Source organism: Streptomyces sp. NPDC048018, assembly GCF_043202995.1.
In the GTDB taxonomy this organism is placed as follows: Bacteria; Actinomycetota; Actinomycetes; order Streptomycetales; family Streptomycetaceae; genus Streptomyces.
Genome location: NZ_JBIDBK010000016.1, coordinates 42,811 through 64,353 on the forward strand (window position 1 = coordinate 42,811; position 21,543 = coordinate 64,353).

A 21,543-nucleotide genomic window follows, 5' to 3' on the forward strand; every position below is an offset into this window, starting at 1 on the left:
GGACAGCGACGAATGGTTCTCCGGGGCACACGGCCACAGACGGATCCGACAGACCGGGGAGAGTCGCCATGGCGAAGATCTTGATCGTGACGGGAGACGCGGCGGAGTCGCTGGAGGTGATGTACCCCTACCAGCGCCTGCTGGAGGAGGGCTACGAGGTCGACATCGCGGCCCCGGCCCGCAAGCAGCTGCGCTTCGTCGTCCACGACTTCGAGCCCGGTTACGACACGTACACGGAGAAGCCGGGGTACACCTGGCCCGCCGACCTGGCGTTCTCGGAGGTCGACCCCGGCGAGTACGTGGCCGTGGTCATCCCCGGCGGCCGCGCCCCGGAGTACCTGCGCAACGACCCGGAGCTCCGCAAGATCCTGAAGTCGTTCTTCGACGCGGACAAGCCCGTCGCCCAGATCTGTCACGGCCCCCTCCTCACGGCCGCCCTCGGCAGCCTGGAGGGCCGCCGCGTCACCGCGTACCCGGCCCTGGAGCCGGACATGCAGTCCGCGGGCGCCACGTTCCAGGACACGGCGGCGGTGGTCGACGGCCGGCTGGTCTCGTCCCGCGCCTGGCCGGACCACCCGACGTGGATGCGGGAGTTCCTGAAGGTCCTCCGCGAGGCGAAGGCCTGACCCGGGGCCGCCCGCCCCGTTCCGGCCGGGGCCGTGACACCACACCCCGGCCGCCCGGAGCCCACGGCCTAGACCAGCTCGTCCGCCACGGCGACCGCCTCGGCGAGCGAGTCGACCACCGGCACCCCCACCCGTGCCAGGGACGCGCGGCTGTGCGAGCCCCCGGTGTACAGCACCGCCTTCGCCCCGACGAAGCGCGCCGCGATCGCGTCGTCCGCCGCGTCGCCGATGACGACCACCCGATCGGCCGGCACCCCCTCCAGGGCCGCCAGATGCCGCACCATGTGCCCGGACTTCCCGTCCGTGGACCGGTCGGTCCGCCCGTCGACCCGGACGAACCGCTCCGCGATCCCGTGCCGCCGCACCAGCGGTACGAGCTCCGTGTGCGGCGCGAGCGAGAGCAGCGACTGGGTGAACCCGGACGTCTGCCGCGCGGCGAGCAGCTCCGCCGCGCCGACGGTCAGCCCGCAGCCCTCGGCCTGCTGCCAGTAGTGGCGGTGGAAGGCGTCGTCCATGACGATCCACTCCGCGTCGGTGGGCAGCCGCCCCATCAGGCGCTCGTAGAACTTCGGCACCGGCACCGTGTACAGGTCCCGGTACCGCTCCAGCGTGATCGGTTCGAGTCCCAGCTCGGCGAAGGCCGCGTTGGTGGCGCCGATGACCGCGCTGATGTCGTCGAGCAGAGTGCCGTTCCAGTCCCAGACCAGATGCTTCGCGTGCTTCCCCATGGGAAGCACCGTACCGGCCGAACGGGTGAGGCCGACCCGGCGAGGCCTCAGCCGAGCAGGGCGGGGATCTCCTGCACGCCGTACCAGAGAAGCTCGTGGTCCTCGGCACCGTCCACGACGAACTGGGCGTCGTCGTCGCCCTGGTCCGCCGCCCCGAGCGCGTCGGCGGCCGCCGAGACGTCCGGCTCGGCGTCGTCGGCGTCGGCGTGCACGGCCGCGGCCTTGGCCAGCGCAACGGTGCCCGCGATCCGCACCTCGCCGAGCGAGCTCGCGTCCAGGCCGCGGTCGGGGTCGACGACGGCCTCCTTGTCGGCCACGTCCACGGCGACGACGACACGCCGCCGGGCGGCCTCGGGGTCGCCGGCGAGCAGGCGCAGGGAGGCGGCGGCGGCGCGGTTGAGCGCGGCGTACTCGAGCTCTTCGATGTCGTCGGAGACGTACCACTCGCGCAGCGCGGGCGTGACGGCGTAGGCGGTGAGCGGGCCGGGGCCGAGCTCGCCCGCCTTGTGCGCCTGTGCGAGACCGGGGAGGGTCAGGGGGACGTACACGCGCATGGCTGGCCGCTTTCGTAGTCGGAGACAGCCTCAGGATACGTGCGGAGTCCCCCTTCGGGGGCAGCTCCCCCCCGCACCTCCCGGCGCCGTCGGCACGGCCCCGGCGCCGCCCCTTCGCACGCCCGTGCACCCTTCCGCGGCGCCTGTCCCCCTGATAGGTGAATCGCCCTGCGTGACGGGCGACCCGGACGCGCGCCTTGCCGGTGCGTCCCGTCCCCCCGTAGAAGGTCCCCAGCGAAGTTACCGCCCGGTACCGCTCGCGTACCCAGCGCTACGAACGGGGATCCCATGACCACGCCGATGACCACGCGCCGGCCCGCCGCCCCACGCCACCCCTCCGGTCCCGCCGGCACCCGTCCGCGGGGCCGTGCGGGCGCCGGCCCGCGCCGGGTGCTGCCGGCCCACGTCGTGTTCGCGGAGCGCCTGCTGGCCGTCCTGAGCGGCGAGCGCCCGGTCCACTGGATGCTCGGGTACACGGTCGGCGAGGCGTACGAGCAGCTGGTCCACCTGGCCCCGGCGACGCCCTTCCGGTCCTCCGGCCCCCGCCCGGTCCTCCAGCGCTGCCACGGCCACGTGCCGGCCGACGACACCCTGGAGGCCTGCGCGACCGTCACCACGGGCGACCGGGTCCGCGCCATGGCCTTCCGCCTCGAACGCGGCCGGGACCGCCGCTGGCGCTGCGCGGCCGTGGAACTGGACGGCCTGCCGAACCCGTAGGCCCCTGGCGACACCGGGCCTGCGACACCGGGCTTCCGCGGGCCCGGCCCGGCACCGGGCGAAGCCTCCCGCCACCGGGCCGGACCTGCGACACCGGGCCGGCCCTCCGCCACCGGGCCGGACCTGCGACACCGGGCCGGGCCTCCGCCACCGGGCCGGGCCTCCGCCACCGGGCCGGACCTGCGACACCTGGGGCCGGCGACACCGGGCGGGGCTCGCGACACCGGGCCCCGCCGAGCCCCGTGTCCGGAGGACGCGAAGGGTGCGGGCCCGGGCCGCGGGGAGCCCCGGCGGCCCCCCGCGGCCGAAGCGCGCACCGCCACCCCGTCGCGCCCCGGCACGCGAAAGGGCCGGTCGCCTGGCGACCGGCCCTTCAACGGCGCCGGGGTGCTCCCGGCGCCGCACTCCTGCTCGCGACGGCTACTTCTTGCGCCGGCGCCCGCCCGCGCTCTTCTGCGCCTTGCGGCGCTCCGCGCGGGTCATGCCGTCGCCTGAGGGGTCGCCGTCCGAGGCGAAGTCGCCCTCGATGACCGAGCCGTCGCCGTCGACCTTCGGCGCGGAGAAGTGCAGGCGGTCCGGACGCTGCGGGGCGTCCAGGCCCTTGGCGCGGATCTCCGGACGGCCGGCGCCGGCCGCGACCGCGTCCTGCTTCTCCAGGGACGGGGCGTCCTGCACCGGGACCTCCTCGACCTGCTGCTCGACCTGGACCTCCAGGTTGAACAGGTAGCCGACGGACTCCTCCTTGATGCCCTCCATCATCGCGGAGAACATGTCGAAGCCCTCGCGCTGGTACTCGACCAGCGGGTCCTTCTGGGCCATCGCGCGCAGGCCGATGCCCTCCTGCAGGTAGTCCATCTCGTAGAGGTGCTCACGCCACTTGCGGTCGAGGACCGAGAGGACGACGCGGCGCTCCAGCTCGCGCATGATCTCCGAGCCGAGCTGCTTCTCGCGCTGTTCGTACTGCTCGTGGATGTCGTCCTTGACGGACTCGGCGATGAACTCGGCGGTGATGCCCGCGCGGTCGCCGACGGCGTCCTCCAGCTCTTCCACGGTCACCTTCACCGGGTAGAGCTGCTTGAACGCGGTCCACAGCCGGTCCAGGTCCCACTCCTCGGCGAAGCCGTCGGCGGTCTCCTGGCGGATGTAGTCGTCGATGGTGTCGTCCATGAAGTGGCGCACCTGCTCGTGCAGGTCCTCGCCCTCCAGGACGCGGCGGCGCTCGCCGTAGATGACCTCGCGCTGGCGGTTGAGGACCTCGTCGTACTTCAGGACGTTCTTACGCGTCTCGAAGTTCTGGGACTCGACCTGGCCCTGCGCGGAGGCGATGGCACGGGTGACCATCTTGTTCTCGATCGGCACGTCGTCCGGCACGTTGGCCATGGCCATGACGCGCTCGACCATCTGCGCCTTGAAGAGGCGCATCAGGTCGTCGCCGAGCGACAGGTAGAAGCGGGACTCGCCCGGGTCGCCCTGACGGCCGGAGCGGCCGCGGAGCTGGTTGTCGATGCGGCGGGACTCGTGGCGCTCGGTGCCCAGGACGTAGAGCCCGCCGAGCTCCTTGACCTCCTCGAACTCCGCCTTCACGGCCTTCTCGGCGCGCTCCAGGGCGGCCGGAAGGGCCGCGGCCCACTCCTCCACGTGCTCGACCGGGTCGAGGCCCGCCTGGCGCAGCTCGGCCTCGGCGAGGTCGTCGGGGTTGCCGCCGAGCTTGATGTCCGTACCGCGGCCGGCCATGTTCGTGGCGACGGTGACGGCGCCCCGGCGGCCCGCCTGGGCGACGATCGCGGCCTCGCGCTCGTGGTGCTTCGCGTTGAGCACCTCGTGCGGGATGCCGCGCTTGCTGAGCTGCTGCGACAGGTACTCGGACTTCTCGACCGAGGTGGTGCCGACGAGGACCGGCTGGCCCTTCTCGTGCTTCTCCGCGATGTCGTCGACGACGGCGGCGAACTTGGCGACCTCGGTCCGGTAGATCAGGTCCGGCTGGTCCTTGCGCTGCATGGGCTTGTTCGTCGGGATCGGGACGACGCCCAGCTTGTAGATCTGGTGGAACTCGGCCGCCTCGGTCATGGCCGTACCGGTCATGCCGGAGAGCTTGTCGTAGAGGCGGAAGAAGTTCTGAAGGGTGATCGTGGCGAGCGTCTGGTTCTCGTCCTTGATCTGCACGCCCTCCTTGGCCTCGATGGCCTGGTGCATGCCCTCGTTGTAGCGGCGGCCCGCGAGGATACGGCCGGTGTGCTCGTCGACGATCATGACCTCGCCGTCGATGACGACGTAGTCCTTGTCCTTCTTGAACAGTTCCTTGGCCTTGATGGCGTTGTTCAGGTAACCGACGAGGGGAGTGTTCACCGACTCGTACAGGTTGTCGATGCCCAGCCAGTCCTCGACCTTGGCGACACCGGACTCGTGGATGCCGACCGTGCGCTTCTTCTCGTCGACCTCGTAGTCGCCGGTCTCCTCGATGCCCTTGAGGGGGTTGCCCGGCTCACCCTTGACGAGGCGGGTGACGAGCTTCGCGAAGTCGCCGTACCACTTGGTGGCCTGGTCCGCCGGACCGGAGATGATCAGCGGCGTACGGGCCTCGTCGACGAGGATCGAGTCGACCTCGTCGACGCACGCGTAGTTGTGGCCGCGCTGGACGAGCTCGTCCTGGGACCACGCCATGTTGTCGCGCAGGTAGTCGAAGCCGAACTCGTTGTTCGTGCCGTACGTGATGTCGGCGGCGTACTGCTCGCGGCGCTGGGCCGGCGTCATGTTGGCGAGGATGCAGCCGACGTTCAGGCCCAGGAAGCGGTGGACGCGGCCCATCATCTCGGAGTCGCGCTCGGCCAGGTAGTCGTTCACCGTGATCAGGTGCACGCCCTTGCCGGACAGCGCGTTCAGGTACGCCGGGAGGGTACCGACGAGGGTCTTGCCCTCACCGGTCTTCATCTCGGCGACGTAGCCGAGGTGGAGGGCGGCGCCGCCCATGATCTGCACGTCGTAGTGACGCTGGCCGAGGACGCGCTTGGCGGCCTCGCGGACGGTGGCGAACGCCTCCGGAAGCAGGTCGTCGAGGCTCTCACCGTCGGCGTAGCGCTGCTTGTACTCATCGGTGAGCGCCCGCAACTCGGCGTCGGAGAGGTTGACGAAATCCTCTTCGATGGAGTTGACCTGGTCCGCAATGCGGTGCAGTTTGCGCAGGATCTTACCTTCGCCTGCACGCATGAGCTTGTTGAAGACGGACACTGAGGCTGGTCTCCTTGCCGGTCGGGCCTGGCACTGGGTCTTGTCATGACTCGGGCGCGGGCACGGCAGGTGGTCCCCACCGCAACGGCCATCGTAAGCGAGACCGCCCTCACGAAGGGAGGCCCGCAGTGCCGGAGCTCCGTTCGCGCCCGTGACGCCTCCCGTGAAGGGAGAACGCGCGAGGCCCCCCGAAGGTGCCGCCTCCTCCGGAAAACGGTTCGCACAGGCCGGGGCGGGTCAGCAGAATTCCGTCATGGAGCCCATCACACTCACCACAGAACGGCTGCGCCTGCGCCCCTTCACGGCGGCAGACGCCGACGCCGTGTACGAGGCCTGTCAGGACCCCGACATCCAACGCTGGACCACCGTCCCCTCCCCGTACGCGCGTGCGGACGCCGAGCTCTTCGTGACCCGCCTCGTGCCCGAGGGCTGGCAGCAGGACGGCGAGTACGCCTTCGCGGTCGAGCCCCTGGACGGCGGCCCGCTGCTCGCCGCCACCGGTCTGCACGCGCGCGCCCCGGGCGTCCGCGAGATCGGCTTCTGGCAGGCCAGGGAGCACCGCGGCCGGGGCTACATGACGGAGGCCGTCGGCGCCGTCGCCCGCTGGGCCTTCTCGATCGGCGTCCACCGCCTGCTGTGGCGCGCCGAGGTCGGCAACGGCCCTTCGCGCGCGGTGGCCGAGCGGGTCGGTTTCACCATCGAGGGCGTCGAGCGGGCCGGCCTGGTCCAGAACGGCACCGTCCGCGACTCCTGGCTCGGCTCGCTGCTCCCCTCCGACCTGGGCCTCCCCTCGCCGCTGCCGTACCTGCCGGCGAAGGTCACGACGGAGGCCTGAGCCCCGCCGGGGCCGCCCGCGCGCCGGGCCCCGGCCGGGTGTCAGAGCCGGGTCCTAGGCTGCGGACCATGACGACCGCTCCGCGCCCCGCCGCCGAACTGTCCGCCGACGACGCCCGCCGGATCGCCCTGCGGGCCCAGGGATTCCTCGGCGCCCCGGACCGCCGGGCCGGGGTCCGGGGCGTGCTGCGCCATCTCGGTCAGGTCCAGCTCGACACCATCTCGGTCCTGGCCCGCTCGCACGAGCTCATCCCCTACGCGCGCCTGGGCGCCGTCGGCCGCGGCACGGTCGAGGACGCCTACTGGACCGAGGGCCACGCCTTCGAGTACTGGTCGCACGCGGCCTGCATCCTGCCCGTCGAGGAGTGGCCGCTGTTCGCCTTCCGCCGCCGCGCCTACCGGGACCGCCCGCACTGGGGCCACCAGCTGTCGGACGGCGCCTACGAGGCGGTCATCGCCCAGCTCAGGGCGGAGGGGCCGCAGACCGCGACCGAACTCGGCGGCGCCAAGAACAAGGGCGAGTGGTGGGACTGGTCCGACTCGAAGATCGCCGTCGAGCGGGCGCTGATGTACGGCGAGGTGGTGGTCACCGAGCGGCGGGGCTGGAAGCGCGTGTACGACCTGGCCGAGCGCGCCGTCCCGGCCGCGCTGCTCCACGACGACCTGGACGACACCGAGTGCCTGCGCCGACTGGTCCGCCAGGCGGGCGAGGCGCTCGGCGTCGGCACGCGGGCGGACATCGCCGACTACCACCGGATCAAGGCCGAGGCCTTCGACGCGGTCGTGGCGGACTCGGGCCTGGTCCCGGTGACGGTGGCCGGCTGGGGGAAGCCGGCCTGGGCCGACCCGGCGGCGCTGGCGACGGAGCCGCGCGGCCGGCACCGGACGACGCTGCTGTCGCCCTTCGACTCGCTGATCTGGGAGCGGGCCCGCACCGAGCGCATCTTCGGCTTCACGCACCGCCTGGAGGCGTACGTGCCCAAGCCGAAGCGGGTGTACGGGTACTTCGCGATGCCCGTCCTGGCCGGCGGCCGGCTGGTCGGCCGGGTGGACCCGGCACGCGACGGCCGGACCCTGGTCGCGCGGCAGGTGTCGCTGTCGGGCCCCAAGGCGGTGCCCGCGGTGGCGACCGCGCTGCGCGAGGCGGCCGCGTGGGTGGGCTGCGACGCGGTGGCGGTGGAGCGCGTGGACGCTCCGGAGCTCGCCCCGGACCTGGTGAAGGCCCTCGGCTGAGGGCGGCCCGGTCCCGGGGCCCTGTGGTCGGCGGCGGGGACGTGAGCCGGGGACGGGTCAGCGGATCTCGAGGATCTTCTCCCGCATCGCGTAGACCACGGCCTCCATCCGGGAGTGCAGCTGCAGCTTCTCCAGGATGTTGCGGACGTGGTTCTTCACGGTGTTCTCGGAGATGAACAGCTCCTTGGCGATGTCCCGGTTGTTCATCCCGGTCGCGACGAGCTTGAGGACCTCCAGCTCGCGGTCGGTCAGCCGGGGCGCGGGCACCAGCCGGCGCTCGTCGGTGCGCTGGATCATCGACTTGAACTCGGTGAGGAGCTTCGACGCCATCGACGGGCTGATCTGCGACTGCCCGTCGGCGACCGCGCGGATCGCGGTGGCGACCTCGTCGGTGGAGATCTCCTTGAGGAGATAACCGGTCGCGCCCGCCTTGATCGCGTCGTAGAGGTCCGCCTCCTCGTCGCTGATCGTCAGCATGATGATCTTCGCGCTGGGGGCGACCTCCTTGATGGAGGTACACGCCTCGATCCCGCCCCGCTTGGGCATCCGGACGTCCATGAGGACGATGTCGGGAAGCAGATCGGCGGCTTTGTCGACGGCCTCCGCGCCGTCCCCCGCCTCGCCGACGACCTGGATGTCCTCCTCCTGCGCGAGGACGATCTCCAGACCGCGGCGGAAAAGGGCGTGATCGTCCACGACAAGAACCCGGATCGGCTCGTCTCGTGACGAACCGTTGGCCGATTCCGACCCCTCCGAGTTCACCGGGCCGTGCCCGCCCCGCCCGCTGTGCACCGGCCCGAAGCCGTCCGCCATCGTTCCTCCCCCTGAAGGCCGTGGCCTGAAGTCGTCTTTTGATTGTGCTTTCGGCCCTCCAACCGCTGCTCGGGGAGCACCGGTTGGTGTGCACGCCATGATTTCATGCCGCGGCGGTCGCGCGGTGATCCTGTGGGCGCGTGGGGGCGCACAGGGGTGCCCCTGGGAGCGCGAGGGGCGCTCCAGGGGCACCGGGGGTCGTGGTCTGCGGTGTCGTGTTCCTGCGGCCGGGGGTCAGCCGCCCAGCGCACCGCCCGCGCCTCCGCCCTCGGCGAGCGGGTCGCTCTCGAGGTGGATGACGCCGTAGTCGTAGGCGTGCCGCCGGTAGACGACACTCGGCTGCTTCGTGTCGGAGTCGACGAAGAGATAGAAGTCGTGCCCGACCAGCTCCATCTCGTAGAGCGCTTGGTCGAGGGTCATGGGGGCGGCCCTGTGGGTCTTCTCCCGGACCACCAGCGGTCCTTCGCCCTGGACCTCGATCGAGCCCATCATCGTGGTCGGCACGCCGGGCTCGTCGGCGACCAGCTCGCCGTTCGCGTTGAGCTGGGCGACACCGGGCACGACGTCGGGGACCTCCGCGGCCGACAGCCTGCCGTTGCCGCGGCGGGTGAACCGCTTGTCGTGCTGCTTGCGCAGACGCGCTTCCAGCTTGCCGTGGGCGAGGTCGAGCGCTGCGTACGGGTCGCCTGCCGCCGCCTCCGCCCGGATCACCGGGCCTCGGGAATGGACGGTGATCTCCACGCGGTCGGACCGGTCGGCCTGCCGCGGATTGTGTTCCTTGGACACCTCGACGTCGAGGCTGATCACCTTGCCGTCGAGCTTCTGGATCTTCTCCAGGTTCAGCTTCTCGGCCACGTGCTTCCGGAAGCGCTCGGGCACCTCGGTCTTGCGGCCCTTGACGACGATGTCCACGCAGAACTCCGTTCCCGGATCGCTCGGTCCGGCTCCTTGGCCGGCGAGCATCTCCCTTTGCACCAGACTCCGGTGGTTACCGAAGTGTCGGACTTGGCGAACTGACCTCCTCCTCCCCCGTGATCACGCTTCCCATCCCACCAACCGGAGGTTAATTCGCCCTGAACTCCTGTCCTGAAGGCGCACCCGTGCATTCGGCGAGGCGTGGCATTCGCCATTCCTCACAACCGAACATAGCCCCTTCCGACGGGTGTCGGCACCCGCTGCGGCCAGTTACCTCCATTCGGGTGCATTCACCTCTCACCACCTGCAACGATGCAACTTCTCCGCGAGTTCCTGTTTATCTCGAACGAGGACGGAGAGGATGCCACCACAGCCGCCGCCGGGTGTTCGAATAGTGCTTCCGTCACGGCTCCCTCCGGACCGTCCGGTAATCCCGGAATGAACGGACGGTGGACACCGGGCCGGGCCTTCGCGAGCGCCCGCGCCGCCTCCGCCAGTGACGCCCCGGTGGTCATCAGGTCGTCCACGAGCACCACCCGGCCGCCCGCCCGCGCGGCCCCGTCGAGCAGCCGCACCGCGCCCCCGGCGACCTCCAGCGCTCCCGTCAGGTTCGCGAGCCGCTCCCGCGCGCCGAGCCCCGCCTGGTCGGCCACCGGCCGCCGCTGGCGCAGCACCGGCAGCACCCGCGCCGCCCGTCCCCCGCGCCGCAGCCGCCCTGCCGCCGCCAGCGCGATCCGCCGCGTCGGATCGTGGCCACGCGCGCGCACGGAGCGCCGGGAGGACGGCACCGGTACGAGGAGCAGGGGCCCGGCCCCGGGCCCGCCAGAGACCCGCTCGGCGGCCTCCACGGCATCGGCCAGCGCGCCGCCCAGCGGTCCGGCGAGCGCCAGCGCGCCACGCTCCTTGTGGGCCAGGATCAGCGCGCGCACCCCACCCTCGTACGGCGCCGCCGCGTGCACCGCCGGCAGTCCCCGGGGCTCGGGCGTCGGCCGCACCCTGCGGGGCCCGCTCCCGTGGAGCCCGGCCGCGCACGGCGGGCACAGCGCCGCCCCGGCGCTCCCGCATCCACCGCAGGAGACCGGCAGCATCAGCCCGGCCATCTCTCGCCACCACCCCCGCATGGGTCCACTGTCCCCCTGCGGGCCGGCTCCGGCCACCCCTGTGGAAAACCCCCGGCCGGACGACCGGACGGGGGTTCCAGGAGGGGGGGCGGCGACGCCGGGAGGGCGGTTCGCCCTCGTCCCGCAGGGCCCGCCGACAGGGCGGGGCCGCGAGCTCGGGTCAGCCCGGGTAGACCGGGGAACTGCCCTCCTTGACCACCGGCTGCCAGTTCGCGCCCGGCACCAGGCGCACGATGCCGTCCGGCTTGGAGTCCGCGACCACCGGGGCCTGCTCGCCGTGCGGAGCGGCCACCGCCGTGACCCCGTTCAGCCCCGGCAGGACGGACGTCGTCGACGTCGAGCCGTCCGTCTGCACGTACCGCACCTGCTGCACCCCGCCGGCCTCCGTGCCCACCACGACGAGCCGGCTCGGACCGGCCCAGGACACTGCGGTGACGGACTCCAGGCGCGGCGCCGCGTTCTGCAGGTCCATGACCGACACGACCTCGTGGCCGTCGGTGTAGCTGCGCTCGACCCGGCCGATCTGCAGGGTGGTCTTCTTGTCCTTCGTCACCAGCAGCGCGATGCGCACGCCGTCCGCGGAGACCCGCAGCGACTCGACGCGGGCGCCGTCCTTCAGCCACGGCGTGCTCACCTCGACCCGCTCGCCCCGGCCGCCCGGCACCATCCACAGGCGCGGCTTCACCGGATTGCGGTCGGCGACCCACAGGTCGCCGCGGCCGTCCCAGCTCGGTGCCGACAGACGGTCCTCGGGCCGGAGCGCGCTGCTGATCACGACCGGCGCCGGCAGCTCCTCCTCGGAGCTGAGGGATCCGACGCGCAGCTCGCGCCCGTCCTGCACGACACCCGCCGCCTGGCTCTCGTCGCGGTCCACCGCCACGTAACGCAGCGGCGCCACGCCCCTGCCGAACGGCCCGGGCGCCTCCGTCGGCCGGTCGGCCTGCTTCGCGCCGACCGACATCATCATCAGCTTGCCGTGGTCGTCGACGAAGTACGGGTTCTCGCCCCGGCGCGGGTCGCGCACCGGCGAGTACTCCTCCAGGGCCTGCCCCTTGCCGAGGCGGCACAGGGAGTTGCCGTCGCTGCCCAGGATCTCGACCTGCTCCACCCGGACCGAGGTCAGGTCGCCGAGCGTGAACAGCAGCTGCGCCGCCATGCCCTTGCAGGCGGGCGAACTCACGTGGTCGGCCTTCGCGTTGAGCGGCACCTTCAGCGTGGACTGGTCGTCGGTCGTCAGCGACGTCACGCCGGTACGCAGCTGCGTACCGGACGGGAAGCGCGAGTCCACGGCGCGGCCGAGCCAGCCCGTGGGCCCCTCCAGGAGCGCCCTGACGGTCTGCGTTACCGGGTCCATGCGGGTCACCGGGTCCTGCCGCTGCCGGATGTAGACGGGGTCGGCGACGACCCAGTTCTCACCGGAGGCGAAGTAGTACTTGTTGACCGAACGGTAGTTGCGCAGGAAGTCCGCCTCGCCGAGCACCAGGCCCTGCGGCAGGTTGTCGATGCGCCATTCCCTGGTCTTGCCGTCCGCCGAGAGCTGCTGCACGACGTGGACCGACTGGTTGAACTCGGCGGGCGCCTGCGGCTGGTAGGCGTGACTCGCGTCGACCGTCGCGATCCGGCGCCCGGACAGCGGATACGTCCGCCCCTTCGACTCCGGGTCGGCCAGGTGGTCGGCCTGGTCGCGGTCGGGCGCGTTGGTGAGCACCGTGATGCTCTCCTCCGGCTTCCACGTCCGGGCCGCCTGCTTCGTCAGGTACTTCCGCGCCGTCGCGAAACCGGGGTCGTCACTCGTCATGGCCTCCAGGAAGCCGTCGACGATCTCGTCCGGATCCGCGTTCTCGCGCGGCGCGACCGCGTAGACCCGCACCTGGGAGTCGCCCGGGTTGGACGCCTTCACCGCGCGCACGTCACCGCTGTCGGGCATGGTGGCGCAGCCGGCCACCAGCAGCGAACCGCACGCCGCGAGGACCACGCCCCGCACCGACCGTCCCCGCCCCAGGGCCTCCCGCGCCCCTCGAAGGTCAGCGCCCACGTGTTCCGTCCTCCCGCTCGGCGCGCGTCGACGCCATCGCCTCACCACCGTCGCCGTCCGCCCCCTCGGCGTTCCTGGCCACCACCCGGGCACCGTTGCCCGGCAGAGCCGTCGGGTCCACCGTCGCCCTCGGCACGGGCGGCATCCGCGGCGGTACGGACAGGCCCGCCGTGCGGTCCCCGGCCGGCTGCGCCGGCACCGACGTCAGACGCGCCCCGGCACCGGTCCCGGCCGCCGCCTGCTCGCGGTTGCGCCGCGAGTCCTCCGGCTCCAGCGGGATCGGGGAGCCGCGCAGCGGCTCGTCCGCGGTGCGCGGCAGCGTCAGCCGGAACTGCGAACCGCCGCCCGCCTCGCCCCAGGCCTGGAGCCAGCCGCCGTGCAGCCGCGCGTCCTCCACCGCGATCGACAGGCCCAGGCCCGTACCGCCGGTGGTGCGGGCGCGTGCCGGGTCGGCGCGCCAGAACCGGTTGAAGACCCGGGTCGCCTCGCCCGGCTTGAGGCCCACGCCGTAGTCCCGGACGGCCACCGCGACGGCCCCGCCGGCGGCGGCGAGTCGCACGATCACGTCCCGGCCCTCGCCGTGCTCGACGGCGTTCACGACCAGGTTGCGCAGCACCCGCTCGACACGGCGGGCGTCCGCCTCGGCCACCACGGGCTGCTCGTCGCCGACGACGACGATCCGGCAGCCCTTGCGCTCGGCCAGCGGCTCCGCGCCGCCGATGACGCGCCGGACGACCTCGCGCAGGTCTATCGGCGCGGCCTCCAGGGCCGCCGCGCCCGCGTCGAAACGGCTGATCTCGAGCAGGTCGGCCAGCAGCGACTCGAAGCGGTCGAGCTGGTCGCCGAGCAGTTCGGCGGAGCGCGCGGTGACCGGGTCGAAGTCGGCCCGCGCGTCATGGATGACGTCGGCGGCCATCCGCACGGTCGTCAGCGGCGTGCGCAGCTCGTGCGAGACGTCCGAGACGAAGCGCCGCTGCATCCGGGACAGCTCCTCCAGCTGCATGATCTTGTGCTGGAGGTTCTGCGCCATCTTGTTGAAGGCCTCACCGAGCCGCGCGATGTCGTCCTCGCCGGTGACCTTCATCCGTTCCTGGAGCCGGCCCGCCGAGAGCCGTTCGGCGATCCCGGCGGCCATCCGCACGGGCGTGACGACCTGCCGTACGACGAGCCACGCGATGGCGCCGAGCAGCACCACGACGAACAGACCGGCCGTCGCCAGGGTGCCCTTGACCAGGGCGAGGGAGTCCTCCTCCTGCGTCAGCGGGAAGAGGTAGTACAGCTCGTACGGGGTGCCGTCGGCGTCGTTGAGGCGCTTGCCGACCACCAGGCCGGCCTCGGAGGCCTTGCCGCTCGTGTAGTGGATGCGGGCGTACGACTGGAAGGTGCTTGTGCCCTGCGCGACGCTGTGCCGCAGATTGGCGGGGATGCTCGTGGTCGGGTCGACCTCGCCGGAGGCACGGGCACCGCGACTCGCGGTGTCCCCGGTCTCCAGGGAGAGCGCGACGACGTTGAAGGCGCTCTGGCCACCGCTCGCGAGCTGCTCGACGAGCGTGGAACGCCAGTTGACCGAGGACCCGGCCCGGCCGCCGTCCTGGTCCCCGCCCGGCGCGGACGGCGTGGTCGCCGCCCGGTCCTGCGCGGCGGAGAATCCGCCGGCCGCCTGGCTCTGCGCGGCCTTCTCCTTGGCGTCGAGCAGGCCGTTGCGGACCTGGCCGATGACGACCAGGCCGAGCAGCAGCACCACGCCGAGCGACATCAGCAGGGTGCCGGCGACGACCCGCACCTGGAGGTTGCGGCGCCACAGCCGCACGGCGGGCAGCAACGGCCGGCGCACCCAGCGCGCGAGAAGCCGGAACACCGGTCCACCCGGTGTCCCGTCCTGGAGCAGACGGCCAAGACTCGAGCCCCCCCGCCCCGGTCCGGCAGCCCGCCCCGTACGGACTCCCGGATCCCCGGGCTTCGGAGCAGTACTGCCTGCGTTCATGTCAGCTCGGCCCTGCCTTGTAACCGACACCGCGGACGGTCACCACGATCTCCGGGCGCTCGGGGTCCTTCTCGACCTTCGAGCGCAGTCGCTGGACGTGCACGTTCACCAGGCGCGTGTCGGCGGCGTGCCGGTAGCCCCAGACCTGCTCCAGGAGCACCTCGCGGGTGAACACCTGCCACGGCTTACGGGCCAGGGCGACGAGCAGGTCGAACTCCAGCGGCGTCAGCGCGATGGACTGCCCGTCCCGCTTCACCGAGTGGCCGGCCACGTCGATGACCAGGTCACCGATGGTCAGCTGCTCGGGCGCCGGCTCCTCCGACCTCCGCAGCCGCGCCCGGATACGGGCGACGAGCTCCTTCGGCTTGAACGGCTTGACGATGTAGTCGTCGGCCCCGGACTCCAGGCCCACCACGACGTCCACGGTGTCGCTCTTGGCCGTGAGCATCACGATCGGCACGCCGGACTCGGCCCTGATGAGCCGGCACACCTCGATGCCGTCCCGACCGGGCAGCATCAGGTCGAGCAGCACCAGGTCCGGCTTGACCTCACGGAAAGCGGCGAGCGCCTTGTCTCCGTCCGAGACGAACGACGGCTCGAAACCCTCTCCTCGCAGCACGATCCCGAGCATCTCGGCCAGTGCGGTGTCGTCGTCGACGACAAGAACGCGTCCCTTCATATCGACATCATCCCATTTCCGTATCAGTCTCAAGGCGGCTGGTGAGATACCTCACTGACCTGCGGTGACGTCGGTGGTCGCCCGTCGTGAACCGTCGGTGTCCGTGAGTGTCGATGTCAGACGTGGATGTCACACCCGTGGCCCCCGTGCCGCCCTGAACCGTACCCTGCGCCGTCCGGCACTGCCCATGGATGAGGCCGACCGATGCGGCCCGTGCACGCGCGACTGCGTTCCGCTGCCGTCACCGGGACGCCGACCGGCCCCCTGCACACCCGCCCCGGGGCGGCCCCCGCGCGTGGCGCGGGGTGGTCCCGGCGGACCGGCCCGGTGCGCGCGCCCGGATCGGGCATCGGCGCGACCCCGCCCGCGCCGCCCCCGCGGGCAGGCCGCGGGAGGAAGGCCCGGGCCGGCCCGCGGGTGGGTCCCGCGTGGCACGATGGCTCCCGGCCCGCCGCTCCAGGCGGTCGGCCGCAGAGACCGAGCCGGTTCGCCGATCCGGCCCCGCGACCATTCCTCGAGGTGGACGACCGTGAACGACACTCCGGGCTGGGCCTCGCCCGGATCTGCTCCCTCCGACGGCCAGGACGACCAGGGAGTACCCCGGCCCGCCCCGCCCGGCGACGCGAACGGCTCCGCCCCCCAGTGGTCCGAGAATCAGCCGCCCGCCGGCCAGTGGCAGCCGCCGACCGCCTCCGCGCCCGCCGCCCCGAGCCCGGCCCGCGCGAACAGCGGCTGGGGCGGGCCGCCCCCGCAGGGCCAGTGGGGTCAGCAGGGCCAGTGGGGGCCTCCGCCGGCCGCGAAGCCCGGCGTGATCCCGCTGCGACCGCTGACCCTGGGCGACATCCTCGACGGCTCCGTGGCCACCCTGCGCCGCTACTGGCAGACCGTCCTCACCGTCTCCGTCACCATCGCCGTACTCATGCAGGTCGCGGAGATCCTCGCCCAGCGCTATCTGGTCCCCGCGCCCCCGCAGATCAACCGGGACGCGAGCCCCGCCGAGGCCCTCTCGCAGAGCATCGACGCCCTGCAGAGCAGCATGATCGCCATGGGCCCGGCCTACCTCATCATGGTGGCCGCGACCCTCGTCAGCGCCGCGCTGCTCACCGTCGTCATCAGCCGCGCCGTCCTGGGCCGCCCCGTCACCCTGGGAACCGCCTGGCAGGAGGCCCGCCCGCGGCTGCTCCAGCTGCTCGGTCTGACCCTGCTCGTGCCCGTGATGGCCGCCGGCATCATGTTCGTCGGCCTGCTGCCCGGCCTGCTCCTCGGTGGTGGCGGCGGCGCCGGACTCGCGTTCCTCGGCGGCACCTGCGCCTTCGTGGTCGTGATCTGGCTGACGATCCGCTTCAGCCTCGCCTCGCCCGCGCTGATGCTGGAGCGCCAGGGCGTGGTGAAGGCGCTGAAGCGCTCGGCCAAGCTGGTCCAGGGGTCCTGGTGGCGCATCTTCGGCATCAACATCCTGACCCAGCTGCTGATCTTCCTCTTCTCGATGCTGATCGCCTTCCCCTTCGCCTTCCTCGCCCTGGGCGTCGCGGGCGACGGACTCGGCGACATCCTCGACGGCACCGTCCCGGAGACCAGCTGGTCCTACCTGGTCGTCATGGGCATCGGCGGTGTCATCACCAGCGCGATCACCTACCCCATCTCCGCCGGCGTCACCGTCCTCCTCTACATCGACCAGCGCATCCGCCGCGAGGCCCTCGACCTCGAACTGGCCCGCGCCGCCGGACTCCCCGGCTACGGAGGCTGATGGCGTGACGATCACGGGGGGCACGGCCGGCGACGTGCCGGTGCAGGTTCCCCGCGTCCCCGCCCGGGAGGCGGGGGAGCGGGAACTCTCGAAGCCGCTGTACCACGAGAACGATCCCAGCCTTCTCCAGCGCGGCCTCGACCGCTTCTGGGACTGGGTCGGCGGCCTTCTCGACGCGGCCTCCGGAGCCACGCCCGGGGGCGTCGTCGGCCTCGTGGCCGTCGTCATCGTCGTGCTCGCCCTGATCGCCGCCCTCTGGTGGCGCCTGGGCACCCCCCACCGCACCCCGACCGGGGGTGGCGACTCCCTCTTCGACGACGGCCCGCGCACGGCTGCCGCACACCGCGACGCGGCCGCCCGCCACGCCTCCGCCGGCCAGTGGAACCAGGCCGTCCAGGAACGCATGCGGGCGATCGTCCGCTCTCTGGAGGAACGCACCCTGCTGGACCCGCGTCCGGGCCGCACCGCCGACGAGGCGGCCGCCGAAGCGGGCCGGTCCCTGCCCGCCCACGCCGACGGGCTGCGCTCCGCCGCCCGCGCCTTCGACGACGTCACATACGGCGGCCGCACCGCCGACGAACCCGCGTACCGGCGCATCGAGCAACTGGACACCGCCCTGGAGCGGACCAGGCCGACCCTCGACCCGGCCGCCGCCGGAGCCTTCACGGAGGCCCCCCGATGAACCGGACGGCCCCCAGCGCCACTTCCACGTCGCTCACCCCCCGTCAGCTCTGGCACCGCGCCCGCGGCACCCTTCTGGTCCTCGCGCTGCTCCTGATCGGCGGCGTCGTCCTGGCCACGGCCCGCTCCACCGGCCAGCACGGCCTCCTCGACCCCCGATCCGCCGACCCCTACGGCAGCCGGGCCGTGGCCGAACTCCTCAAGGCCCAGGGCGTCACCGTCGACATCGCCGGCACCCTCGCGGAGGCGACCGCGGCCACCGGGGCCGACACGACGCTCCTCGTCACCACCCCGGACCTGCTCACCCCCGGCCAGCAGTCCACCCTGCACACCGCGATGACCGGCTCGGCGGGCCGCACGGTCCTGCTCGGCCCCGGCATCCCCTCCCTCGACACCCTCGCGCCCGGCCTGGACACCGGCACGAGCACCGACGTCACGCCCCTGGAACCGGCCTGCACCCTGCCCGACGCCCGCCGCGCGGGCAGCGTCGATCTCGGCGGGGAGCGCTACGAGACCGGAGCCGTCACCGCCGACTCCTGCTATCTCTCGGACGGCCTGCCGACCCTGGTCCGGATCCCCGGCCCCGGCACGGCAGACACGGTCCTGCTCGGCTCCCCCGAACTCCTCTACAACAAGCGTCTCGACCAGCAGGGCAACGCGTCCCTCGCCCTGCAACTCCTCGGCTCCCGGCCTCATCTCGTCTGGTACCTCCCCTCGCTCTCCGACACCACCGCCGACGCCGGCTCCGCCGACGACACCACCGGCACCTTCCTCGAACTGGTCCCCTCCGGCTGGCTGTGGGGCACGCTCCAGCTCGCCGTCGCGGCCGTCCTCGCCGCCGTCTGGCGCGGCCGCCGCCTCGGCCCGCTGGTCCCCGAGCATCTCCCCGTCGCCGTCCGTGCCTCCGAGACCACCGAGGGCCGCGCCCGCCTCTACCGCAAGACCGACGCCCGCGACCGCGCGGCCACCGTCCTGCGCACCGCGACCCGCGGCCGGATCGCCCCGCTCCTCGGCGTCCCCGCGAAGGACGCCCATTCCCCCGATCTGCTCCTCCCCGCACTCTCCGCCCGGCTCCCCGCCACCGCCGGGACCCACCAGGAACTCCTCTTCGGCCCGGCTCCCGCCGACGACGCCGCCCTCGTCCGCCTCGCGGACCAACTCGACGCCCTCGAAAGAGAGGTACGCACCTCATGAGCGCCCCGACCCCCGAGACCATGACGAGCTCGGACAGCGCCCGCGCCTCCCTGGAGGCCCTGCGCACCGAGATCGGAAAGGCCGTGGTCGGCCAGGACCCCGCCGTCACCGGTCTCGTCGTCGCCCTGCTCTGCAGGGGCCACGTCCTCCTCGAAGGAGTCCCCGGCGTCGCCAAGACCCTCCTGGTGCGCGCGCTCGCCTCCGCTCTCGAACTCGACACCAAGCGGGTGCAGTTCACCCCCGACCTGATGCCGAGCGACATCACCGGCTCCCTCGTCTACGACGCCCGGACCGCAGAGTTCTCCTTCCAGCCCGGCCCGGTCTTCACCAACCTGCTGCTCGCCGACGAGATCAACCGGACGCCCCCGAAGACCCAGTCCTCACTCCTGGAGGCCATGGAGGAACGCCAGGTGACGGTGGACGGCACGCCCCGTCCGCTGCCCGAGCCCTTCCTCGTGGCCGCGACCCAGAACCCCGTCGAGTACGAGGGCACCTATCCACTGCCCGAGGCCCAACTCGACCGCTTCCTGCTGAAACTGACGGTCCCGCTGCCCTCACGCGAGGACGAGATCAACGTCCTCACCCGGCATGCCCAGGGGTTCGATCCGCGCGACCTGAAGGCCGCCGGGGTCAGCCCCGTCGCCGGCCCCGCCGAACTCGAGGCCGCCCGCGAGGCCGTCACCAAGGTCGCGGTCTCCGCCGAGATCGCCGGCTACGTCGTCGATATCTGTCGTGCCACGCGTGAATCCCCCTCGCTCACCCTCGGCGTCTCCCCCCGAGGAGCCACCGCCCTGCTCTCCACCGCCCGCGCCTGGGCCTGGCTCACCGGCCGGGACTACGTCACCCCGGACGATGTGAAGGCCCTGGCACTGCCGACCCTGCGTCATCGCATCCAACTGCGGCCCGAGGCCGAGATGGAGGGAGTCACCCCCGACTCCGTCCTCCACTCGATCCTCGCCCACGTCCCCGTACCCCGCTGAGAACGGCGCCCCATGGCCCTCACCGGACGCACCGCCCTGCTCGCCGCCATCGGGTCGCTCCCCGTGGGCATCCTCGCCCCCAGTTGGACGGGGATGCTCGCGGTGAACGCGCCCCTCACCCTCGCCATTGTGTGCGACTACGCGATGGCCGCGCCAGTGAGAACGCTCCAGTTCACCCGAAGCGGTGATACGTCTGTTCGACTGGGTGACGGGGCGGACGTCCAGCTCACCGTGACCAACCGGTCCCGCCGCCGCCTTCGCGCCCAGCTCCGCGACGCCTGGTCCCCCAGCGCCGCCCAGTCCCCCGCCCGCCTGCGGCTGACCGTCCCCGCCGGCGAGCGCCGCCGCGTCACCACGACGCTGCGCCCCACCCGCCGTGGCGACCGCCGCGCCGAGCGCGTCACCGTCCGCTCGTACGGCCCCCTGGGCCTCGCCGCCCGCCAGGGCAACCACGACGTCCCCTGGACGATCCGTGTCCTGCCGCCCTTCGCCAGCCGCAAGCACCTGCCCTCCCGGCTGGCCCGGCTCCGCGAACTCGACGGCCGCACCAGCGTCCTGACCCGCGGTGAGGGAACGGAGTTCGACAGTCTCCGCGAGTACGTCCCCGGCGACGACACGCGATCCATCGACTGGCGGGCCACCGCACGCCGGACCACGGTCGCCGTCCGCACCTGGCGCCCCGAACGCGACCGTCACATCCTGATCGTCCTCGACACCGGCCGCACCTCCGCCGGCCGGGTCGGCGACGTCCCCCGCCTCGACGCGGCGATGGACGCCGCCCTCCTCCTCACCGCGCTCGCCTCCCGCGCGGGCGACCGCGTGGACCTCCTGGCCTACGACCGCCGCCTCCGCGCCCAGGTCCAGGGCCGCTCCGCGAGCGACGTCCTGCCGGCCGTGGTGGACGCCCTCGCCCCGCTCGAACCCGAACTCGTCGAGACCGACGCCCGCGGCCTGGCGGCCACCGCGCTGGCCCGCGCCCCGCGCAGCTCCCTCATCGTCCTGCTCACCGGACTGGACGCCGCCCTCGTCGAGGAGGGCCTCCTCCCGGTCCTCCCGCAGCTCACCCGGCGCCACACGGTCCTGGTCGCCTCCCCCGCCGACCCGCACATCAGCAGCATGGCCGGCAACCGCGGCACGATCGAGGGCGTCTACGAGGCCGCAGCCGCGACCCAGGCCCAGACCCAGCGCCTCCGCACGGCGGAACAGCTCCAGCGGCACGGCGTCACCGTCGTCGACGCCACCCCCGACAAGCTGGCCCCCGCCCTGGCGGACGCGTATCTCGCCCTGAAGGCAGCCGGCCGTCTGTGACCCGCCGGTGGGGGCCTCCGTTTCAGAGGCCCCACCGGCAAAGGTCTCTCGGCCACCGCGACGCGGAAAACAGCCCGTGAACGCAGAAAAGCCCCGCACCAGAAGGTGCGGGGCTTTCCCACAATGATTGTTCGGCGGCGTCCTACTCTCCCACAGGGTCCCCCCTGCA

18 protein-coding genes are annotated in these 21,543 nt (G+C 72.7%); 9 read left to right on the plus strand and 9 right to left on the minus strand.

The genetic code is table 11. The features are described 5' to 3' along the window. Positions 1-68 precede the first annotated feature (68 nt). Entirely contained in the window at positions 69-626 is a 558-nt protein-coding gene (locus tag ACGF1Z_RS34210) for a DJ-1/PfpI family protein (protein WP_393010315.1), read from the plus strand. Between the two features lie 68 nt (positions 627-694). On the opposite strand, the gene ACGF1Z_RS34215 is transcribed toward ACGF1Z_RS34210, so the two are convergent. Then, positions 695-1,354, minus strand: coding sequence for an HAD family hydrolase (locus ACGF1Z_RS34215; RefSeq protein WP_393010317.1), 660 nt, complete (start codon positions 1,352-1,354; stop codon positions 695-697). Positions 1,355-1,401: 47 nt separating this feature from the next. After that, positions 1,402-1,908, minus strand: coding sequence for a DUF6912 family protein (locus ACGF1Z_RS34220; RefSeq protein ID WP_393010319.1), 507 nt, complete (start codon positions 1,906-1,908; stop codon positions 1,402-1,404). A 288-nt stretch (positions 1,909-2,196) separates the two neighbouring features. On the opposite strand from ACGF1Z_RS34220, the gene ACGF1Z_RS34225 reads away from it, so the two are divergent. After that, complete coding sequence (locus ACGF1Z_RS34225; protein ID WP_393010321.1) at positions 2,197-2,625, plus strand: Rv3235 family protein; 429 nt, start codon at positions 2,197-2,199, stop codon at positions 2,623-2,625. A 420-nt stretch (positions 2,626-3,045) separates the two neighbouring features. Here ACGF1Z_RS34225 and secA read toward each other — a convergent pair whose 3' ends face one another. After that, positions 3,046-5,850 carry a preprotein translocase subunit SecA gene (gene secA, locus ACGF1Z_RS34230; protein WP_393010323.1) on the minus strand — a complete coding sequence of 935 codons (2,805 nt, stop codon included), beginning with the start codon at positions 5,848-5,850 and terminating at the stop codon, positions 3,046-3,048. 253 nt (positions 5,851-6,103) lie between these two features. On the opposite strand from secA, the gene ACGF1Z_RS34235 reads away from it, so the two are divergent. Next, the gene (locus ACGF1Z_RS34235) at positions 6,104-6,685 is read left to right on the plus strand and encodes a GNAT family N-acetyltransferase (RefSeq protein ID WP_393010325.1); all 582 of its coding nucleotides are present in this window, start codon (positions 6,104-6,106) and stop codon (positions 6,683-6,685) included. Positions 6,686-6,753: 68 nt separating this feature from the next. Continuing rightward, positions 6,754-7,917, plus strand: coding sequence for a winged helix-turn-helix domain-containing protein (locus ACGF1Z_RS34240; protein ID WP_393010327.1), 1,164 nt, complete (start codon positions 6,754-6,756; stop codon positions 7,915-7,917). Positions 7,918-7,974: 57 nt separating this feature from the next. Here ACGF1Z_RS34240 and ACGF1Z_RS34245 read toward each other — a convergent pair whose 3' ends face one another. From ACGF1Z_RS34245 to mtrA, 6 genes are all read right to left on the minus strand, one after another. Beyond that, positions 7,975-8,730, minus strand: a complete 756-nt coding sequence (locus ACGF1Z_RS34245) for a response regulator (protein WP_393010329.1) — start codon at positions 8,728-8,730, stop codon at positions 7,975-7,977. Positions 8,731-8,964: 234 nt separating this feature from the next. Continuing rightward, on the minus strand, positions 8,965-9,642 hold the full coding sequence (hpf, locus tag ACGF1Z_RS34250; RefSeq protein WP_393010331.1) for a ribosome hibernation-promoting factor, HPF/YfiA family: 678 nt from the start codon (positions 9,640-9,642) through the stop codon (positions 8,965-8,967). Between the two features lie 293 nt (positions 9,643-9,935). Then, on the minus strand, positions 9,936-10,766 hold the full coding sequence (locus tag ACGF1Z_RS34255) for a ComF family protein (RefSeq protein ID WP_393010333.1): 831 nt from the start codon (positions 10,764-10,766) through the stop codon (positions 9,936-9,938). A 160-nt stretch (positions 10,767-10,926) separates the two neighbouring features. Next, entirely contained in the window at positions 10,927-12,801 is a 1,875-nt protein-coding gene (locus tag ACGF1Z_RS34260) for an LpqB family beta-propeller domain-containing protein (protein ID WP_393010335.1), read from the minus strand. Beyond that, positions 12,791-14,785 (minus strand): MtrAB system histidine kinase MtrB, encoded by a 1,995-nt coding sequence (gene mtrB, locus ACGF1Z_RS34265; RefSeq protein ID WP_393010337.1) that lies wholly within the window; start codon positions 14,783-14,785, stop codon positions 12,791-12,793. The genes ACGF1Z_RS34260 and mtrB overlap by 11 nt, the downstream gene beginning before the upstream one ends. Before the next feature lies 1 nt (position 14,786). Further along, on the minus strand, positions 14,787-15,464 hold the full coding sequence (mtrA, locus tag ACGF1Z_RS34270) for a two-component system response regulator MtrA (protein WP_393010339.1): 678 nt from the start codon (positions 15,462-15,464) through the stop codon (positions 14,787-14,789). 529 nt (positions 15,465-15,993) lie between these two features. Between mtrA and ACGF1Z_RS34275 the strand changes: the two genes are divergently transcribed. Genes ACGF1Z_RS34275 through ACGF1Z_RS34295 form a run of 5 tightly spaced genes read left to right on the plus strand, consistent with a single transcriptional unit; the run spans position 15,994 to position 21,374 of the window. Continuing rightward, entirely contained in the window at positions 15,994-17,211 is a 1,218-nt protein-coding gene (locus ACGF1Z_RS34275) for a glycerophosphoryl diester phosphodiesterase membrane domain-containing protein (RefSeq protein WP_393010341.1), read from the plus strand. Between the two features lie 4 nt (positions 17,212-17,215). After that, entirely contained in the window at positions 17,216-17,893 is a 678-nt protein-coding gene (locus ACGF1Z_RS34280) for a DUF4129 domain-containing protein (RefSeq protein ID WP_393010343.1), read from the plus strand. After that, positions 17,890-19,086 carry a DUF4350 domain-containing protein gene (locus tag ACGF1Z_RS34285; RefSeq protein WP_393010345.1) on the plus strand — a complete coding sequence of 399 codons (1,197 nt, stop codon included), beginning with the start codon at positions 17,890-17,892 and terminating at the stop codon, positions 19,084-19,086. The genes ACGF1Z_RS34280 and ACGF1Z_RS34285 overlap by 4 nt, the downstream gene beginning before the upstream one ends. Continuing rightward, positions 19,083-20,066: an AAA family ATPase gene (locus ACGF1Z_RS34290; protein ID WP_393010347.1), complete on the plus strand. Its 984-nt coding sequence runs from the start codon at positions 19,083-19,085 to the stop codon at positions 20,064-20,066. Before ACGF1Z_RS34285 ends, ACGF1Z_RS34290 begins: the two co-directional genes overlap by 4 nt. Before the next feature lie 12 nt (positions 20,067-20,078). Further along, the gene (locus ACGF1Z_RS34295; protein WP_393010349.1) at positions 20,079-21,374 is read left to right on the plus strand and encodes a DUF58 domain-containing protein; all 1,296 of its coding nucleotides are present in this window, start codon (positions 20,079-20,081) and stop codon (positions 21,372-21,374) included. Positions 21,375-21,543: the final 169 nt, after the last annotated feature.